The sequence below is a fragment of the Stieleria bergensis genome, assembly GCA_007745635.1.
Taxonomy (GTDB): domain Bacteria; phylum Planctomycetota; class Planctomycetia; order Pirellulales; family Pirellulaceae; genus Stieleria; species Stieleria bergensis.
The window spans coordinates 5,910,032-5,926,689 of sequence record CP036272.1; the positions used below are offsets into that span (position 1 = coordinate 5,910,032).

At 55.9% G+C, this 16,658-nt stretch carries 15 protein-coding genes; 9 read left to right on the plus strand and 6 right to left on the minus strand.

The genetic code is table 11. From position 1 onward, the window contains the following. Positions 1–188: 188 nt before the first annotated feature. Positions 189–1,409, plus strand: a complete 1,221-nt coding sequence (locus tag SV7mr_RS20740; protein WP_419187695.1) for a hypothetical protein — start codon at positions 189–191, stop codon at positions 1,407–1,409. On the opposite strand, the gene SV7mr_RS20745 is transcribed toward SV7mr_RS20740, so the two are convergent. From SV7mr_RS20745 to SV7mr_RS20760, 4 genes are all read right to left on the minus strand, one after another. Further along, positions 1,406–2,764 carry a metal ABC transporter permease gene (locus SV7mr_RS20745; protein WP_145276288.1) on the minus strand — a complete coding sequence of 453 codons (1,359 nt, stop codon included), beginning with the start codon at positions 2,762–2,764 and terminating at the stop codon, positions 1,406–1,408. The two genes, SV7mr_RS20740 and SV7mr_RS20745, sit on opposite strands and share 4 nt — an antisense overlap. Then, positions 2,764–4,095 (minus strand): metal ABC transporter permease, encoded by a 1,332-nt coding sequence (locus tag SV7mr_RS20750; RefSeq protein WP_419187696.1) that lies wholly within the window; start codon positions 4,093–4,095, stop codon positions 2,764–2,766. The genes SV7mr_RS20745 and SV7mr_RS20750 overlap by 1 nt, the downstream gene beginning before the upstream one ends. Continuing rightward, a complete protein-coding gene (locus tag SV7mr_RS20755) occupies positions 4,092–4,835 on the minus strand; it encodes a metal ABC transporter ATP-binding protein (RefSeq protein WP_419188490.1) in 744 nt (247 codons plus the stop codon). Before SV7mr_RS20755 ends, SV7mr_RS20750 begins: the two co-directional genes overlap by 4 nt. A 108-nt stretch (positions 4,836–4,943) precedes the next feature. Continuing rightward, positions 4,944–5,981: a metal ABC transporter solute-binding protein, Zn/Mn family gene (locus tag SV7mr_RS20760; protein WP_145276292.1), complete on the minus strand. Its 1,038-nt coding sequence runs from the start codon at positions 5,979–5,981 to the stop codon at positions 4,944–4,946. A gap of 403 nt (positions 5,982–6,384) precedes the next feature. Here SV7mr_RS20760 and mntR point away from each other — a divergent pair, with 403 nt between their 5' ends. Next, positions 6,385–6,792, plus strand: coding sequence for a manganese-binding transcriptional regulator MntR (gene mntR / locus SV7mr_RS20765; RefSeq protein ID WP_145276294.1), 408 nt, complete (start codon positions 6,385–6,387; stop codon positions 6,790–6,792). A gap of 46 nt (positions 6,793–6,838) precedes the next feature. On the opposite strand, the gene truB is transcribed toward mntR, so the two are convergent. Further along, a complete protein-coding gene (gene truB, locus SV7mr_RS20770; protein ID WP_145276296.1) occupies positions 6,839–7,780 on the minus strand; it encodes a tRNA pseudouridine(55) synthase TruB in 942 nt (313 codons plus the stop codon). A gap of 88 nt (positions 7,781–7,868) precedes the next feature. Between truB and SV7mr_RS20775 the strand changes: the two genes are divergently transcribed. Continuing rightward, positions 7,869–8,393 (plus strand): NUDIX hydrolase, encoded by a 525-nt coding sequence (locus tag SV7mr_RS20775; RefSeq protein ID WP_145276298.1) that lies wholly within the window; start codon positions 7,869–7,871, stop codon positions 8,391–8,393. 39 nt (positions 8,394–8,432) lie between these two features. Here the strand turns inward: SV7mr_RS20775 and SV7mr_RS20780 are convergent, their stop codons facing one another. After that, positions 8,433–9,467: a DUF3500 domain-containing protein gene (locus SV7mr_RS20780; protein WP_145276300.1), complete on the minus strand. Its 1,035-nt coding sequence runs from the start codon at positions 9,465–9,467 to the stop codon at positions 8,433–8,435. 287 nt (positions 9,468–9,754) lie between these two features. Between SV7mr_RS20780 and SV7mr_RS20785 the strand changes: the two genes are divergently transcribed. The 6 genes from SV7mr_RS20785 to SV7mr_RS20810 all read left to right on the plus strand — a co-directional run bounded on the left by SV7mr_RS20785 (position 9,755) and on the right by SV7mr_RS20810 (position 16,616). Then, complete coding sequence (locus SV7mr_RS20785) at positions 9,755–10,549, plus strand: AraC family transcriptional regulator (protein ID WP_419187697.1); 795 nt, start codon at positions 9,755–9,757, stop codon at positions 10,547–10,549. Between the two features lie 67 nt (positions 10,550–10,616). After that, positions 10,617–12,320 (plus strand): sulfatase family protein, encoded by a 1,704-nt coding sequence (locus tag SV7mr_RS20790; protein WP_419187698.1) that lies wholly within the window; start codon positions 10,617–10,619, stop codon positions 12,318–12,320. A 14-nt stretch (positions 12,321–12,334) separates the two neighbouring features. Then, positions 12,335–13,018, plus strand: coding sequence for a DUF2306 domain-containing protein (locus SV7mr_RS20795; RefSeq protein WP_419187699.1), 684 nt, complete (start codon positions 12,335–12,337; stop codon positions 13,016–13,018). Between the two features lie 190 nt (positions 13,019–13,208). Next, a complete protein-coding gene (locus tag SV7mr_RS20800) occupies positions 13,209–14,444 on the plus strand; it encodes a DUF1559 domain-containing protein (protein WP_419187700.1) in 1,236 nt (411 codons plus the stop codon). A gap of 118 nt (positions 14,445–14,562) precedes the next feature. Then, the gene (locus tag SV7mr_RS20805) at positions 14,563–15,831 is read left to right on the plus strand and encodes a DUF1559 domain-containing protein (protein ID WP_419187701.1); all 1,269 of its coding nucleotides are present in this window, start codon (positions 14,563–14,565) and stop codon (positions 15,829–15,831) included. Positions 15,832–15,929: 98 nt separating this feature from the next. After that, a complete protein-coding gene (locus tag SV7mr_RS20810) occupies positions 15,930–16,616 on the plus strand; it encodes a class I SAM-dependent methyltransferase (RefSeq protein ID WP_419187702.1) in 687 nt (228 codons plus the stop codon). The last annotated feature ends 42 nt before the right edge of the window (positions 16,617–16,658 follow it).

A 16,658-nucleotide genomic window follows, 5' to 3' on the forward strand; every position in this document is an offset into this window, starting at 1 on the left:
GAATGCGGTTGCGGGGACAAGCCCGCGTAGGCTGAATTATCAAAGGTGTCTCAGGCGATCACGATCTGGGTGGACTTATGACCCAGTTCGTCTCTACGATCCAGGCACCTCACCGGCAGACCTGCCTCGTGCTAACAGCATCGGCAGGTTCGCAGGCAATTCTTTGGAAAAATCGCCATAACCCGACAATGAAGATCGATCGACAACACCGGATTGACTCTGAGAGTCAAAAAAGCATGCAATTATCGGGGGATTTCGCGACATTTCCCGCCAAACACAACGATCCGGAAAAAATGCAAACCTGCCCAGGCCCAACAGCCGCCAAACCAGGCCGGCATGTTAACTTAGGCAAAACTGCAAGACTCTACCGCCCAGTGCTGCTAGGAATCGCCGTTTTTCTTGCCCTGCTGATCCTGTGCAGCGACAGGTTCCTGGCCAACACCACTCAAGCCAATCAACAACCTGCGCAACCGCCAGCAAACACGGCTCCGGAAAACACTGCCTCCCAGCAGGCCACAGCAGGCAGCTCGCCCAGCGACCTTCCAGATCCAGACCGCGACAGCAAGCTCTCGGCCGAGCAACTCCAGCAACGCGCTGAACGACAACTCAGCGAGTTGATCGTGCGAATCGCCAACGGGCCGGGGTTTCGCTGCGACCTCTGGCAACGTGTTCGCACCCAACAGGAATCCAAAGAACGCGAAATCCTGTGTCTTGGTAGCTATTTACACCAGGGTCAAGGAACCGCGCGATTCGAGATGCACACCCAGATTGCCGGTCGCCGCGAAGATCTTTTGCGTCAAGTCAGTGATGGGCGTCTGCTGTGGACGAGCCAGATGATCGCTGGCAGGCTAAATCTAAGCCGCGTCGACCTGGGCCTCCTGGACGATCGCTATCGCTCGAAAGGCAAGCCAGTGGAGAGCATGCCAAACGTCGGACACCCGGTGGAGATTCGGCCCAGCATGCTCACCGGCGGCCTTTGCGAGATCCTGGACACCATGCGACGCGATTACGACCTCTCGCTCGGGACAAGTGACGCCAATGGACAGGACCTGATGGTCATCATTGGCAATTTGAAAAACAGCAAACGAGAGGCGATCATCAGTCAGTCTGGCGGAAAGCTGCCCCCAAGCTATCCCACGCGAATCAACGTTGCCGTCGCGCTACAGAACGATCAACCGACGGGTTTTGGCAAAGGACTGCCGGTTCAGATCGAACACTTTGGCACGCCCCCAGAGGACGACGATCAGGACGCTACCATCAGCCGACGCAACATGATTTCATTGCTGCAGCTCAACAACCTGCAACCACTGAAAGCAGCCCCGCTAAACGATCGCTTTAAATTTGACAGCGGTGACAACGAATTCATCAGTGAAACGCCGCGCTACGAGACGCGTTTCCAACTCCGCTAGCTTGCATCCGGCGGACCGTCGTCGTCACTCTTTGGTTCGGCGGGAATCACCGTTCCGTGCGGATCAAGGCCAGTGGAAGAGGTCTGATCGACCAAGCGATCACGCAAGGCTTGCCCGGTGAAGTGCTCCCACTGTTCGGCCTTGTCGTGAATCTTCGACCGATCCAGTTCCGCCTGCTCGACCAAGTAACTCTCCCACAAGCGGTGAGAACGAACCAAGGCTTTACCGAGCTTTTCACCCTGTTTGGTCAGTTCAATCTGCTGGCCGCAATCGCGAATGCAGTCCTGCCTGACCAAGCGGCGCAGCGCCAGAGACATCGGCACCGCCGAGCTAAACAACTCGGTGATCAGGTCACTGCGTTTTGCAATCGCTTCTCCGTGACGCTCGCCCGCACGATACAAGTAGGCCACGATATCGTCGCGAAGAATCTGTTGCGAAAGCACGAAGCGGCGAATCGATCGCGACACCAAGCCCTGCTGGGGAGCAAACAACAACGCCAGGACAAACAAACCGCCAAGGGCCACCGACATCATGCCAGCGGTTGAGGTGCTGGGCATCCCAAACGCACGCGGGATGGCAAAGGCGCCCACATGCCCCAAAATCGCCCCCGCAGCTCCGATGACGACCGACAGCACGATCATCAGCCCCAATCGATGCGTCAGCAAGAACGCTGCCGATGGAGGGACCACCAACATCGCCACGACCAAAATGTTGCCAACGCTTTCAAAACAGGCCACCGTCGTCACTGCCACCAAAACCATCAAAGCATAGTGCATCCAGGCGGGACGCACCCCTTGCGAATGCGCAAGCGAGGGATCAAAGGAACTGATCTTTAGCTCCTTGTAACACACCAGAACAAAGGCCGCATTGATCAATGTCACCACTGACAACACCACCGCTGCTTGTGGCACCTCATAAGCCCCGATGTTGACGGTGAACATCGGTGTCAAATCGATCGCACCATACAAGACGCAATCAGCATCCAGATCAACGTGGTCGGCTTGAACGATCATCACCAAGCCGAGCGCAAACAGCGACGTGAAGACGACGCCCATCGCTGCACTCTCTTCCACACGGCCAAAGCGACGAATCCATTCGGTGAACATGGCCGTCAACACGCCCACGATCACAGCGCCAACAAACATTGCCAGACTGCTGCGTGAATGACTGATCAGAAACGCAGCCACCAAGCCCGGCAAGACAGCGTGACTGACGGCATCACCCAGCATCGACATTCGCCGCAGGACTAAAAAATTGCCCAGCAGTGCTGTCGACGTCGCACATAACACGCCGACAACCATGATCCAGCCGTCAAATTGCCAATCCCATCCCTGCAACACTGCCAACATCGCCATCAGGTCGACTCCATCGCATGTGGACTGGAGGGAACGGCAATCCGAATCGGATCGTGATCCAACAACCGCTCAAGTTTCTCAACGACATCGTGTTCCAACACATGCTCGATGTCATCTGCATCGCGATCCACGCGAGCGGTCGCAACGTCGGCATAGTGCACCAGGTACAGTTCCCACAAACGGTGTTGACGGGTCAAGCGAGCAGCCTCGGCATAACCGGCGCTGGTGAGCGCCACTTGATCGGTTTTGTAACGCACTAATTCGACCAACTCAGCGGTCTCAATCTGGCGGCGCAACTGCTTGGAATTCCAGCTTCGTTTTTGCAGCAGGTCAATCAAGCTCACCCAGTGCCCTGGATTTGCATCTTGAAACTCAGCTTCGCTCAGCTCGTAAATGCCTCTCAAGAGATGCTGTCGAGCAATCTTGGCATTCAACTGCCGCCGTCGCCAAAGCCTGGGGAGCACGCCTCGCTGGGTACCAAAGAACATGCTGACTGCAAACAGCAAGGCGCAGGCTAACACGATCATTGCTCCTGAGGGCAGATCGGCCATCACCGCGCTCGCTGTCGCCCCCAGCACGCTGCCAACCAGACCGATCGATGCAGAGACCAACGCCAAGCGGAAAATCGATTCGGTCCAAAACCGGGCCGCTGCGGCGGGAATGACCAACATTGCGACCATCAACACCAAGCCCACAGCTTGCAGGCCCACCATCGTGACCATCACGACCAAGACCATCAAAATGGTGTCCAGCAACCAAACACGCAAACCTCGCGAGCCAGCAAAATCCGCGTCAAAACACAGCAGTTTGAGCTCCTTGAACAACACCCCGGTGACCAAAATCGAAATCAACGCCGTGATCGCGATCATGATTCCATCGGCCCGCCGCATGGAGGCCGTTTTGCCAAAGATATAGGTCTCCAGCCCCGCGCTGTGACCGGCGTCCATCTTCTGAGTGATGCCCAGCAAGACCACGCCCAGCCCAAAGAACACACTGAGAACGATCCCCAACGTGGCGTCCTGCTTTAACTTGGTAAAACGCTGCAAGAACAAAATGCAAGCCACACCCGCCAGGCCACCCATCGTGGCCCCAGCCAATAACAACGGCATCGACTTTCCATCACCGCCTGCGGCCACCGCAATCATAAATGCGATCACCAAACCGGGCAGACTCGCGTGCGCTAACGCATCGCCCATCAAGGATCGCTTCCGCAGCAAAGTGAAACTGCCGACTAAACCGGATGCCGCTCCTAACAGTGCCACCCCCAACAAAACCACTCGCGTGTTGTAGTCTCGCAGTAACAGCACATCCCACAGATCAGACCAGATCACAGTGACCGCTCCCGCCGTCGCATCGCTTCGGTGACTTCATCGAGCAATGTGAGACGTCCACCATAGGTTTTCTGAAGGTTCTCGGGAGTGAACACTTCCTGCACCGGGCCATGCGCCACGACGCGCATGTTCAATAGAACCACATAATCGAAATAGGCAGGCACGGTTTGCAAGTCATGGTGGATCACCACGGCGGTTTTCTTGCGTTGCTTGAGCTCGCGCAGAATCTCGACAATGGCCTTTTCAGTCGCCGCGTCAACCGCCGCAAAGGGCTCATCCATCAGATACAGATCGGCATCTTGCACCAATGCTCGCGCCAAAAAAGTGCGTTGCTGCTGGCCACCGGAGAGCTGGCTGATTTGCCGTTTAGCAAGGTCGGCAATGCCAACATGCTCCAGTGCTTGCATCGCAAGATCACGATGTTTTTGCCGCACCGGACGGCCCCAACCAACTTGGCCGTACAACCCCATGGTCACAACGTCTAACGCATCGACGGGAAAATCCCAGTCCACGCTTTCTCGCTGCGGCACATAGCCAACGTTCCGGCGTGATAGATGATAGGGTTTACCGAACACTTCGACGCGTCCGGAAGCTCGCGGCACCAACTCCATCACCGCCTTGAGCAACGTGCTTTTGCCAGCACCATTGGGGCCGACGATGCCAACCAACGAGCCCGCTGGCAAATCAAATTCAACGTCCCAGATCACCGGTTTGCGGTGATAAGCAACCGTCAAATCCATCACCGAAAGGGGACAGTCACCCTGTTCTACAGAATCCTGGTTTGTCGTTTCGATCTTTGCCGGCCCAGTCATCAATGACTCATTCAATCTCACCCACCTACGGCGGGTTTAAGGTTTAGTCTGTAACTGACCGTTCAAGCCAGCTTGATTTGCTTGTCCCCCCAATGCTCGTGTGACCACGGTGATGTTGTGGTCGAGCATCCCAATGTAGGTTCCCTCATACGTCCCGGGCGCTCCCATCGCGTCACTGAACAATTCTTTGTCAGCGATCTTGACTTCGTGCCCCTTGGCCCGAGCACCTTCAACGAGCGCTTCGACATTATCCGAAGCCACGCTGCTTTCGACGAAAACCGCCTTCACATCTCGGTCAACAATCATTGAGACCAACTGATTAATCCACTGCAACCCGGCTTCACTTTCGGTGGAAACCCCTTGCACTCCGGTCACCTCCAGGCCGTAAGCACGACCGAAGTAATTAAAGGCATCGTGCGAGGTCACCATCAACCGTGAGGTTTTGGGAATCGTCGCCAGGGACGCCTGACCATACTGGTGTAACGCACTCAACTGTCGCTTGTAGGATTCTGCATTCCGACGATAAATCGATTCGCCTTCAGGATCAAACTCGCAGAGCTCGTCCGCAATCACGTCCACGCACTGCGACCAAGCTGACACATCCATCCACAAATGCGGATCGTAGTGACCGGCAAAATCATCGGGTTCAAGCAAGAGCTCCTCGGGCACGTTTTCAGTGACCGCGATCACCGGACGCTTGCGAGCCTCTTTGACCAACGCATCGGCCATCTTGCCCTCAAGCATCAAGCCACTGTAGAACACCATGTCCGACGAACGCATCGCTAAAACGTCATCACGAGTGACTTTATAAAGGTGCGGATCAACGCCGCTGCCACACAGCTGGTTCACCTCAGTCCGCTCACCGCCCACATTGCGAACCAAATCGGCCACCATGGCAACGGTTGCCGTCACCTGCAATGGATTCTCGGCGTCCACCACGCGATCCGGCGACGAAACCGCTGGCGAACTTGACGAGCCACAACCAACAGCCAGACACAGCAACAACACTGCCACCAGAGCAAGCGGCACTGCGGGGAGGAAACGTTTGGCGGGTGACAGGCAAGATGGCTTCATATGTCTTTGGTTTCGCCGAGGGAACGATTTCTTAGCTTCAGCTAACTTTTTAAAGCCTACTTGACAACCCAACCCCGTCAAGACCTGTTTCCCGCCCCCTGACCAAGACCAACCACAGGAAACACCGTCACTCAACTGGCCGCGCGTCGCTTGCAAGGGTTTTCCCAAAGGAAAAATCCTCATTCGCCGCCAACGCCAGCCAAAGCCCACTGCGATTCGCAGCCAAAGCCCACTGCGAATCGCGACGAAATGAATTGAGCATCGCAGGCTAAACAGGTGGTTTGCACGCGATCTGCTAGCGACTTCCCCCGTCCCACTGGTCATTGAATTCGCACAGCGATACAGTGTACAGTTCCCGTTTCCTACAGGACCTCTTTTATCACCACGTGCATTTCAATCGCTCATGGCAGAAGCTTTTAGCAGAACTCGAGCCGACCACGCTTCGGAAACGGCAGAAGACTATGTGGAGGCGATTGCCGCACAGATTCAACGCACGGGAATCTGTCGCTCAGCTGACTTAGCAGAGTTCTTTTCTGTCACGCACGCGACCGTCAACAACACAGTGGCGCGATTGGTCCGCGATGGCTATGCAAAAACAGAACCCTACCGACCGATCGAATTGACCCCCGAAGGACGTCGCTTGGCGGAGCACTGCGAACAGCGTCACCAAGTGGTCAAAGCTTTTCTGTTAGCGATGGGAGTCAGCGAAAAAGTAGCGGCGATCGATAGTGAGGGAATCGAGCATCACGTGAGTCAAGAAACGCTCAAAGCGATGAAGCAAGTGCTCAAGGACGGCTGGCCGACGAAGTGATTGTCACCTGAGCAATCGTTGGACTGTCAACATGCAATGGACTGGATCAGGATTCGTCTCCGCGCCAGACCTCCGTCACCAAACATTTCTTGACCTTCCAGCGCTGGCCTTGCTTGGCCAAGATCGCCACCAACCGCCCCGCTTGATCCATTGCGGCGACATGCTGCGGTTCGCTTTCCTGATCAGCGACTGGAATGGTGGCATACTGGCTTTTCGGTGACAGGACTTCAACCTCGTCAAGCAATTTCCCATGCACCAAGTCAAGGTGCTGATTCGCGTCCACAATGACTTGCGGCAAATGGCTCACGCCCAGCGCTGCGGGCTGCAGAAGCTGTTCCAATGGCTGCTCACGGATCTGTTCGATGGGCACGGCTTGATCGATGAAGAATTCTCCGACGCGCTTTCTTTGCAGTCCAGTCATCACAGCATGGGTGCCCAAGTTTCGAGCGAGATCCATGCCCAAGGTGCGAATGTAGGTTCCCGTTCCGCAAACGATTTCCAGCTCAAGATTGGGGTACTCGTATTGAATCACTTTCAGAGACTCAATAAACACTTGCCGCGGTGGGACTTCGACGTCCAGTCCCTTGCGTGCCATTTTGTAAGCCCTCCGACCATTGATTTTGATCGCGGAGTACGCTGGCGGGACTTGCTTGATGTCGCCCAGGAATGTTGGGCAAGCAGCTTCGATACTCGCCCGCGTGGGAACGGGATCCTCTGGAAACTTGGTAGGCGACACCTCGATGTCCCCGGTTTCAGTTTCCTCGCCCAGGCGGAACTGACCTCGATAACACTTGCCGCACTGGTGCACATACGGCACTAATTTGGCGGCTGCCCCCACCCCGATGACCAACACGCCATCGGCCAGCGGGTCCAGTGTCCCGCAGTGACCGACTTTGACCTTCTTGCCACGCAGATGGCCTTGCACAATATTGACCGCGTCTCGCGAGGACCAATCAGTGGGCTTGTTGCAATTAATGAATCCGAACATGCTGTCTACACATTAGCCGCGGTTCTCTGGTTGTTTCGTGAACCAACATTCTGTCCGCTAACTTCCTCTTTGCAAAGCAGCGATTGAAATGAACTCATCAGAAGGCCCCCAGGAAGAAATCGTCTTACGTGGAAATCGCTTTGACGTCCATCGATTGAACCTTGTGGGCAGTGATGGCCAGACCTACCAGCGTGAAGTGATTCGCCATCCCGGGGCTGTTGTGCTGCTGCCGATCCTGGATGATGGACGCCTGGTCATGATCCAAAACACTCGGGCAACCGTGGGTGAAACGCTCCTTGAGTTACCAGCCGGAACGCGTGAGCCCGATGAGCCCGTCGAAACCACCGCTGATCGTGAGCTGATTGAAGAAACGGGCTACCGCGCAGGTGCGTTGAAATTGATTCACACGTTTTACTCCGCGCCAGGGATCAGCGACGAAGTGATGTACCTGTTTTTGGCCACAGAGCTATCTGAAGGCGAATCGGCTCGGGAGGCAACCGAGCAGATCGAAAACCAAATCGCCACGCGTGAGGAAGTGCGTGAGTGGCTTGCAGCAGACAAAATCAAAGATGCCAAAACGCTGGTTGGCTTATACGCCTTTTTGGCCATGTAGGGCACGCGATGCCGGCCCTGTCAGTTGATCTCAGTCAGCTTACTTTGCTGGTGGCAAATCAAAGTCGCCGGTCAAATCTCGCCACACACAGTGAATGTGATTGGCTGGGTTTCCAGCTGCATCGGCTTGCGTGTTGACAAACTCGATCAGGAACCGCTTGCCACGAACTTTGTAATAGTGGCCAACGCCGGGCTTCTTGGCTCCAGCCCAAGCGAAATGCACGCTTGCCCAACCATCTTCCGCGATCATGTCGCGACGCTCTTGAGCCACATTCTCAGTCACCACGTCGACATACGCAGCGACCAGCTGCTGCAACAGTTCCTGTGATTTTTTATCCATCGCGCTGAAGGCAACTCCTTCGGGGTCGCCCACTTTGGCTTGGACGGCACCTGCAAAGCGGATTTCTGCGGGTGCTTCCTCAGCGATCACGGCGGCCGTTAGCGCGTCACCGGAAAGCGAGTTCACCAGGTCAAAACCAAGCTGTTCTTCGTCACGCAAGACTCGCGTCCCTTTACCAAGCGGACCGGAGACCTTATTCATGACCGTAGCAGGGTTGGCGGCCATGAATTGCGGCGTGCTGTCAACCAGCTGACCATCGCGGAAACTGAAGTTGGTCGACAGGTGGTGACCTTCGAAGCTAAGTCCCCATTTACCTTTGTCGCCTGGAGTGCCAAAAATGGTCACGTAATACTTATTGGGATCGCGTTCCCAATTGCGGTCCGGGCCTTCCAGTTCGCGAAGGACGCCTTCGAGCATCATGATTTTGCTGGCCTTGCCATAGCCGGCCTCACTCAGTGCCGATTTCACCAGACGCAGGGCCGCGGTGCGTTGGGCCTTGTTCATCTCTCGCAGGACGAGACCCTTGCGAGACTTTTTGGGAATGAAGTGCCAATCCATTCGCTTGGCGTTGTCATAGTCCATCACGGCAAGCGACTTTTGATCATCAGTCAGCTTATCAAGAAAAGCGTTCGCATAGCTGGCAACCTGAGGGCCTGGGTTGTCAGCCTTTTTGAATCCGGTGGCAACAGAACAAAGAACACCAATCATGGCGCATGAAGCAAGCACTTTTCGCATGACGAAACGTCTCAAGGAGTAAAAAAGGAACGGCCAAACGCGGCCTGGGCAGGTAGTTTCAAGGCGGGAGGACGCACCGCCAGCGTCCGAGCAACCGGCGCGAGCAGCAGTCCGCGGCCCTAGTGTAGCCACATCCGTCCTAAATTCCCAGCATCCCTGGCCAATCTCAGGCAGTGAACGCCCTCACCGGAAAACCTCCCCCCCGTCGCTACGCTTGCATTGCGCGGCGTTTTGATCCAGGATTGTGGGGCTCGCCTCCTGATCCGACCTCGCAAAACTGTTCCCCAATGCCGAGTGCCGCTGACCATCGATCGTCAACTCCGCCCGTGGCCGTTCACCCGCAGCAGGAGCAGTTTTTCCTTGCCATGGGAGGCCCACAGCAGTTTCATCTGCTGTTTTCACACCTGCCCGATGTGTACTTCTTCTTCAAGGATTCCCAAAGCCGAATGATGGGCGCCAGCCAAACCATCCTCAATCGGCTGGGCGTTACCGCCGAACGCGATGTGATCGGCACCACTGACTTTGACCACTTTCCCCATCAATTGGCCAAAGAGTTTGTACGTGACGATCAGTTTGTGATGCGCACCGGGCAACCGCTGATCAACCGCGTGGAAATCTGGTACACCGAACATCGCATGCTGGATTGGTTCTCCACCACAAAACTGCCCATTTATGACCTCCAGCAGAACATCATCGGGGTGATGGGGGCGGTCCGAAACTATAAAGGTGCCAAAGAAGAAGTTCAGGCATATTCCAAGATTGACGAGTTGCTGCAACACATTCACCAGAACTTACATCGTAAAATCACAGTCAATGAGTTGTCCGAGCTGGCGCAGATTTCCACTCGACAACTGCACCGACGCTTTGTCGAACTCTTTGGCATGAACGTCCAAGAGTTCCTGGCAAAGACGCGCATCAAAGCAGCCACCGATGCCTTGGTTGAAACCGACCAAAGCGTTGGCGAGATTGCAGAGCGATTTGGTTTTTGCGACCAAAGTGCGTTCACGCAACAGTTCAAGAAACACCTGGGGCAGACGCCACTCAAGTTTCGCAAAAGCCATCGGACACTGCCGAGACTTTAAACAGTCGCGGGCTGGCGCTAGAACGATGCTTCCTCATCCAATTCCCTCTTCCCGTTAGGCGACAACCATGTGGCGCATGCCTTGTTTCATTTCTTGCCTGCTTCTGTTTCTCGGCTGTGCGATTCACAGCGAGACTGCCGCCCAGCAAACCGCGGCGAAACCACAAACAAAGTCGCGTCCCAATATTTTGATCGCAATCTCCGACGATCAGTCCTACCCACACGCTTCAGCCTATGGTGATCCGGTCATTCAGACCCCCGGTTTTGATCGCGTGGCCAAAGCAGGGGTTTTATTTCATAACGCGTTTACCCCGGCACCTGGCTGCAGTCCGATGCGAGCAGCGTTTTTAACCGGTCGCGAGATCTGGCAAAACGGTGCCGCAGGGACCCACGCTAGCACCTTCCCCAGGGACTTGCCCGTCTTTACGTCACAGCTGGCAGACAGTGGCTATCACGTCGGCATGACTGGCAAGGGCTGGAGTCCCGGCCGCGCCGCCGGTTGGCCTCACAATCCAGCTGGCAAATCCTACGATCAACACAAGATGAAGTCGCCACCGGGCATCGCTTCAACGGACTATGCGAGCAACTTTTCAGAATTCTTAACCGCACGCCAGGATGACCAGCCGTTCTGTTTCTGGTTTGGTGCGCGTGAACCCCACCGTGTCTTTGGCAGCGGACTGGGCAAACAAAGCGGCATGGACCTGAGCAAGATTGTGGTGCCAACGTTCTTGCCCGACAGTGAAACCATCCGCAGTGACTTGGCAGATTATCTGTTTGAAATCCAGTGGTTTGACCAACACTTGCAGCGCATGCTTGATGAACTGGAAGCCGCCGGTGAACTGGAAAACACCTTGGTGATTGTCACCAGCGACAATGGCATGTCATTCCCCAGAGCCAAAGCCAATTTGTATGAATACGGTATCCATATGCCGCTGGCGATCGCTTGGCCCAAGCAGATCACCGGCGGCCAGGACTCGCAAGAGTTGGTCAGCCTGATCGATGTCACTCGAACAATCTTCGCCGCGGCGGGTGTGACACCCAAACAGGCCGACAAGATGCCCGGATTGGATTTGCTTCCCTCTCTGCGAAAAGACAGTCAGCCGGTCGCCGATTATCAACGACAAGCGGTCTTCAGCGGACGCGAACGCCATTCATCAAGTCGATTCAACTCGCTGAGCTACCCCTGTCGATGCATCCGTACCGACTCACACCTGTACATCATCAACTTCACGCCGGAGCGTTACCCTGCGGGCACACCCCAAAAGTATGCTGCGGCAACCTACGACAAGGATGGGAATGTCGTCACATCCAAACTGGGCCCGCCCCACGGTGGCTATCATGATATCGATGCCTGCCCCACACTGGACTGGATGATCAAGTATCAAAGTGACAGCGATCGAAATCAAAATCTCTTCAACGCGTCGGTGGCTTTGCGCCCGGCAGAAGAACTCTATGACATCCAGAGCGACCCCGCTTGCCTGAACAACCTGATCGATCAACCGGGCAACAGCAAGCTACGTGACTCGCTGCGAAAACAACTGCTGACCTACCTGACGCAAACCGGCGATCTGCGCGTGACCGATCCGCAAGCAGCACACGTCTGGGAAACCTATCAGCGCATCAGTGGACTACGTTGGTTTCCCAAGCCTGACTGGGCGATCAACGATCCCAGCAAAGCGCCCAACCAGCCTTGGCTGGAAGCTCGCCGCCCCCATGCAAAGACAAACGAGTCGAAGACAAGCAAGCCAAGTCAGTCGCCGGCTGGCCAATGATCAGGGGCTGCGTCTTGAGCACAGGAGTCTCCACGAACGTCAATCGAAAACGTTGGTCTCTGGTCAACTGGTTAGCGTTGGCCATTGCCATTCTGTTGACCAAAAACGTGGCCGCGATTCTCTGGGAGTACCGTCACTATTTCCCACCGAACTTTGAGGCGAATTTCCTGATCGGTCGCCAGTCGATGTTTCAAGGGCTGTATCGCCAAGCGTTTTACCTGCACTTGATCAGCTCCCCACTGGCCTTACTGCTGGGAATTTTCATGGTTGGCAGCGGGCTGTCGGGTCTCGCCATGCGGTACCATCAACTTTCAGGCCGGGTACTGGCGACCATTGTTTTTCTGGGCGTCGTGCCCAGTGGCTTCATCATGGCCGCTGGCACACTGGCAGGTTGGTGGACGGGGCTTGCCTTCGCCATCAATGCTTCGCTGGTTGCCCTGTTTTGTGCATTGGCTGGATACCATGCCTACCGTCGCAATCACCAAGCTCACAAGCGCTGGGCGATGCGTACATTCCTGATGCTGTGCGCACCGATCGTCCTGCGCCTGATCGCCGGTGTCAGCATTGTCACAAACACCAGTTCACCGACCGTTTATCGCTGGAGTGCATGGATTAGCTGGCTGCTGCCGCTGTTGGTATTTGAATGTTACAACCAACTGAGGACTCAACTGCCGGTGACTCAACCGCCTCAGCGTTAGCCCCCGACACAACGTGCTATTGTGAGGTCGTGCTACGACAAGCCTCGGATTGATTGAAAACACCGATGGCTTTTGCAACTGAACCTTGCGGCAATCGGCTAACATGAAGGGTGCAGCGTGCGCAAAAAGTTCCCTGGATCACTGCCATCGTCATACCGACCGCGACATGGCTCCCCAACGAGGCGATCACATGAACACGTCAACGAATCAACCTGCTCGGCTCCAGGGCTTAACACTGGTGGAACTACTGGTCGTGATCGCCATCATTGGCGTGCTTGTGGCACTCCTACTCCCTTCTATGCGAACGGCTCGCGAAGCACAGCGGCGGATGATCTGCGGCAACAACTTTCAACAGATTGGAGTTGCGTTACAAAACTACCATCAGCGTTTCCAGCATCTCCCGCCTGCCTTAGGTGGCACCGGTCAGCTCAGTTTGAACGGCAGCCCGGCTTCGCCGCAAACCAATCAGGGACGGCTTAGTGGACTCGTCGCGTTACTCCCTCTTGTCGAGCAGGCCGCTCTGTACGAGGAAATTCAATCGCCTACCGAACCAGGTCCCGGCGGCCAGCTTTACGCTTCGATGGGGCCGGTCCCGTGGGAGAGCCATTTCACCCCATGGACGAACGAGATCCCCGTCTACCGCTGCCCCAGCGATCCTGCAAAAACGGGTGAACTTGGGCTGACCAATTACACGTTCTGCATCGGTGATCGCTTAGTCGATGTCCATCGCGCGGACAATCCTCGCGGGGTGTTTGCGGGCTCCTTAACGCGCAGCTTTGATGAAATCACCGACGGAACGGGCAACACGATCGCGATGGCCGAAATCAGCACCGATCTGGGCGACCGGGGGCTGCAAGGCCAGTACGCCATCGACCAACCCATCCAGTACTTGATCGCTCCCGATCACACCACCGAACTGTGCGACGCAGAACGGCCGTCCTTTTACAACGACAGTGCCCCCTTAAGCAAACAGGGCCGCGGTTCACGCTGGGCCGATGGCTCGGCTGGAGATAGCCTGGTGAACACGGTGCTGCCCCCCAACAGCCCCAGCGTCGCGATCAATGGCGATGAACTGGCCGACGGCCTGTACTCGGCTAGCAGTCGCCACATGGGCGGTTGCCACGTGCTGTTGGCCGACGGAGCCGTGAGTTTCATTACCGACACGATCGATTGCGGTCAGGCAACACGCACGCGAGGCCCCAAGCATTCCCCCATGAACGACAATGTCACCGGTGATGACCAGGCAATTCAACGTGGGCAGACGATCGCCGAAGCACCGCTGACGGACGTGCATGACAGCGTTGCGGGTCAGCCCCAATCGCAGCTTGATCGGTTAAGGCAACCTTCAAACACTGCATCCCGTTTTGGAATCTGGGGTGCTCTGGGAACGGCCACCGCCGGCGATAAGGTCGATGCACTTGATTGATCGCATCAATCCCAACGAGTCCATCCATTCCCATTTAGAATCAAGTCTCTCAATCACCGCTTGCAAATCGCATAAGCAGGCACGACACCCTACCGAACGCTTCTTCCCAAAACGAATCATGAACAGGCAAAGTCAGGCGACCCATCGAACGGGTTTTACGTTATTAGAAGCGGCGGTCGTCGTGGTCATCATCGTTGTCATCCTTGCGTTGTTGCTCCCCGCGATCTCGACAAGTCGCATCGTCTCTCGACGCGCACAGTGCGTCAACAATCTTCGCCAATTGGCGGTTGGTATGGACAGCTACCATGCAGCGTTCCATGTATTGCCTGCAGCGATCGGTGGGACGGAGAATGGGCCATCGGAAGCTGGCTCCTTGGAAACAAATCAAGGGCGACTCAGTGGACTGGTTGCACTCCTGCCCTTCATTGAGCAACAGCCTCTCTGGGGACAGATCCTAACACCGATAAGCTATCGCTCCGATGGCAAAGTCTACAGTTCGATGGGCCCCGTCCCCTGGGACCGGCACTTTAAACCCTGGGTCACGCAAGTCGCTACGTATCGCTGCCCTGGCGATGCGTCAGAGCACAAGGAATTCGGCCTGACAAACTATACTTTCTGCATCGGTGATCGCTTGGTCGACATTCATAGCGCAAAGAACCCTCGAGGCGTCTTTGCGGGTTCATTGCAGCGCAATTACTCAGACATCATCGATGGAATGTCCCATACGATTACGATCTGCGAAATTGGCACGGACCGTGGTGATCGATCGATTCCGGGACAGTATGTCGTCGATCAAAGCGTTCAGTATCTATTCAAACCGGGACGCACGCGAGGCATGATTGATAGCAACCGGGACGGCACTTACAAGAAAACCTTTTCACTCAGCGACCATGGTCGCGGTGCACGCTGGGCGGACGGCCGTTCGGGATACAGCTTGGTCAACACGGTGCTGCCCCCTAATAGCCCCAGCGTCGCGATCAACGGCCATGAACTGGTCGACGGCCTGTTTTCCGCAGGCAGTTATCACCGAGGCGGCTGCCATGTGGCCATGGCTGACGGAGCCGTCACGTTTGTGACCAATAGCATCGACTATGGATCCACAGGTCAGCCAGCCAAGCCCCACCACGTGGCTCCGGTGACCAGCAGCAATACGACGATGCCCAATGCAATTTCATCCAACGTGACCGCTGGCGGATCTCAGACACCGCGACCGGCCGGCAATGGCATCAGTGAAGCGCCGCTGCCGCTGCCAGTCGCTCCAGCTGCTGTCGAGACCGTTTACGACCTGAAAAAACTGGAGCTTGAACCGAATGAAGCGTCTAAATTTGGGGTCTGGGGAGCGCTGGGCACCGCGTCTGGCAACGAGCCCTTCGACCAACTGAACTAAGCCATTTCACTGGCCTACCGAGCGGCTTGCAGCAAGCTAAACTGATGGTGCCATCGCCGCGCGCCCATCAAAATGTGATTCCCAACCGACGTTTGAACATGAGCCCTGAAATCACCGATAGCGAACTGCCCCGCACACTCGAACCAGAGACCATGGATGATGTGGCCGAAGTCCAAGAATACGGCAACATGGACCATCGCGTCGTCAACGGAAAATTTGTCCAGGATCTGCTAAAAGCTGGGCTGCCGGGAGTCCGTGTGATTGACCTCGGCTGTGGGAATGCAGCCATCCCTGTCTTGCTTTGCCAGCAGTCTGCGGATGTCGAGGCGATCGGGGTGGACGCTTCAATTGAGATGCTCGAAGCAGCTCGCTTTGAGATCGAGTTTGGTGGCGTACAAGGCCGCATCTCGCTGGCCCACGGCGATTGCAAAACCATGGACGATTTTGACGACGCCATGGGAGACGTTGTGACCAGCAACACCGTGTTGCATCACCTTGCCGAACCGGGACAGATGCTTGAGCAAGCCGTTCGCGTCCTGGTTGATGGTGGCCGCCTGTTCATGCGTGACCTCTGCCGGCCTCAGGACGAAACCACCTTGGAAGCCCTGGTGAAAGAACACGCCGGCGGTGAATCAGAGTTTGCCCAACAGTTGCTCAGGCAATCCCTGCACGCAGCATTGACACTTGGCGAAATTCGCAACCTCTTGGCCGAGCAAAACATTCCCGCTGAGGCTGTGCAAATGACCAGCGATCGCCACTGGACCATCAATTGGCTGAAAGCCTAACAAGCATGCCAAGTGATCGCTTGCGGTGATCGACGAGCGCTG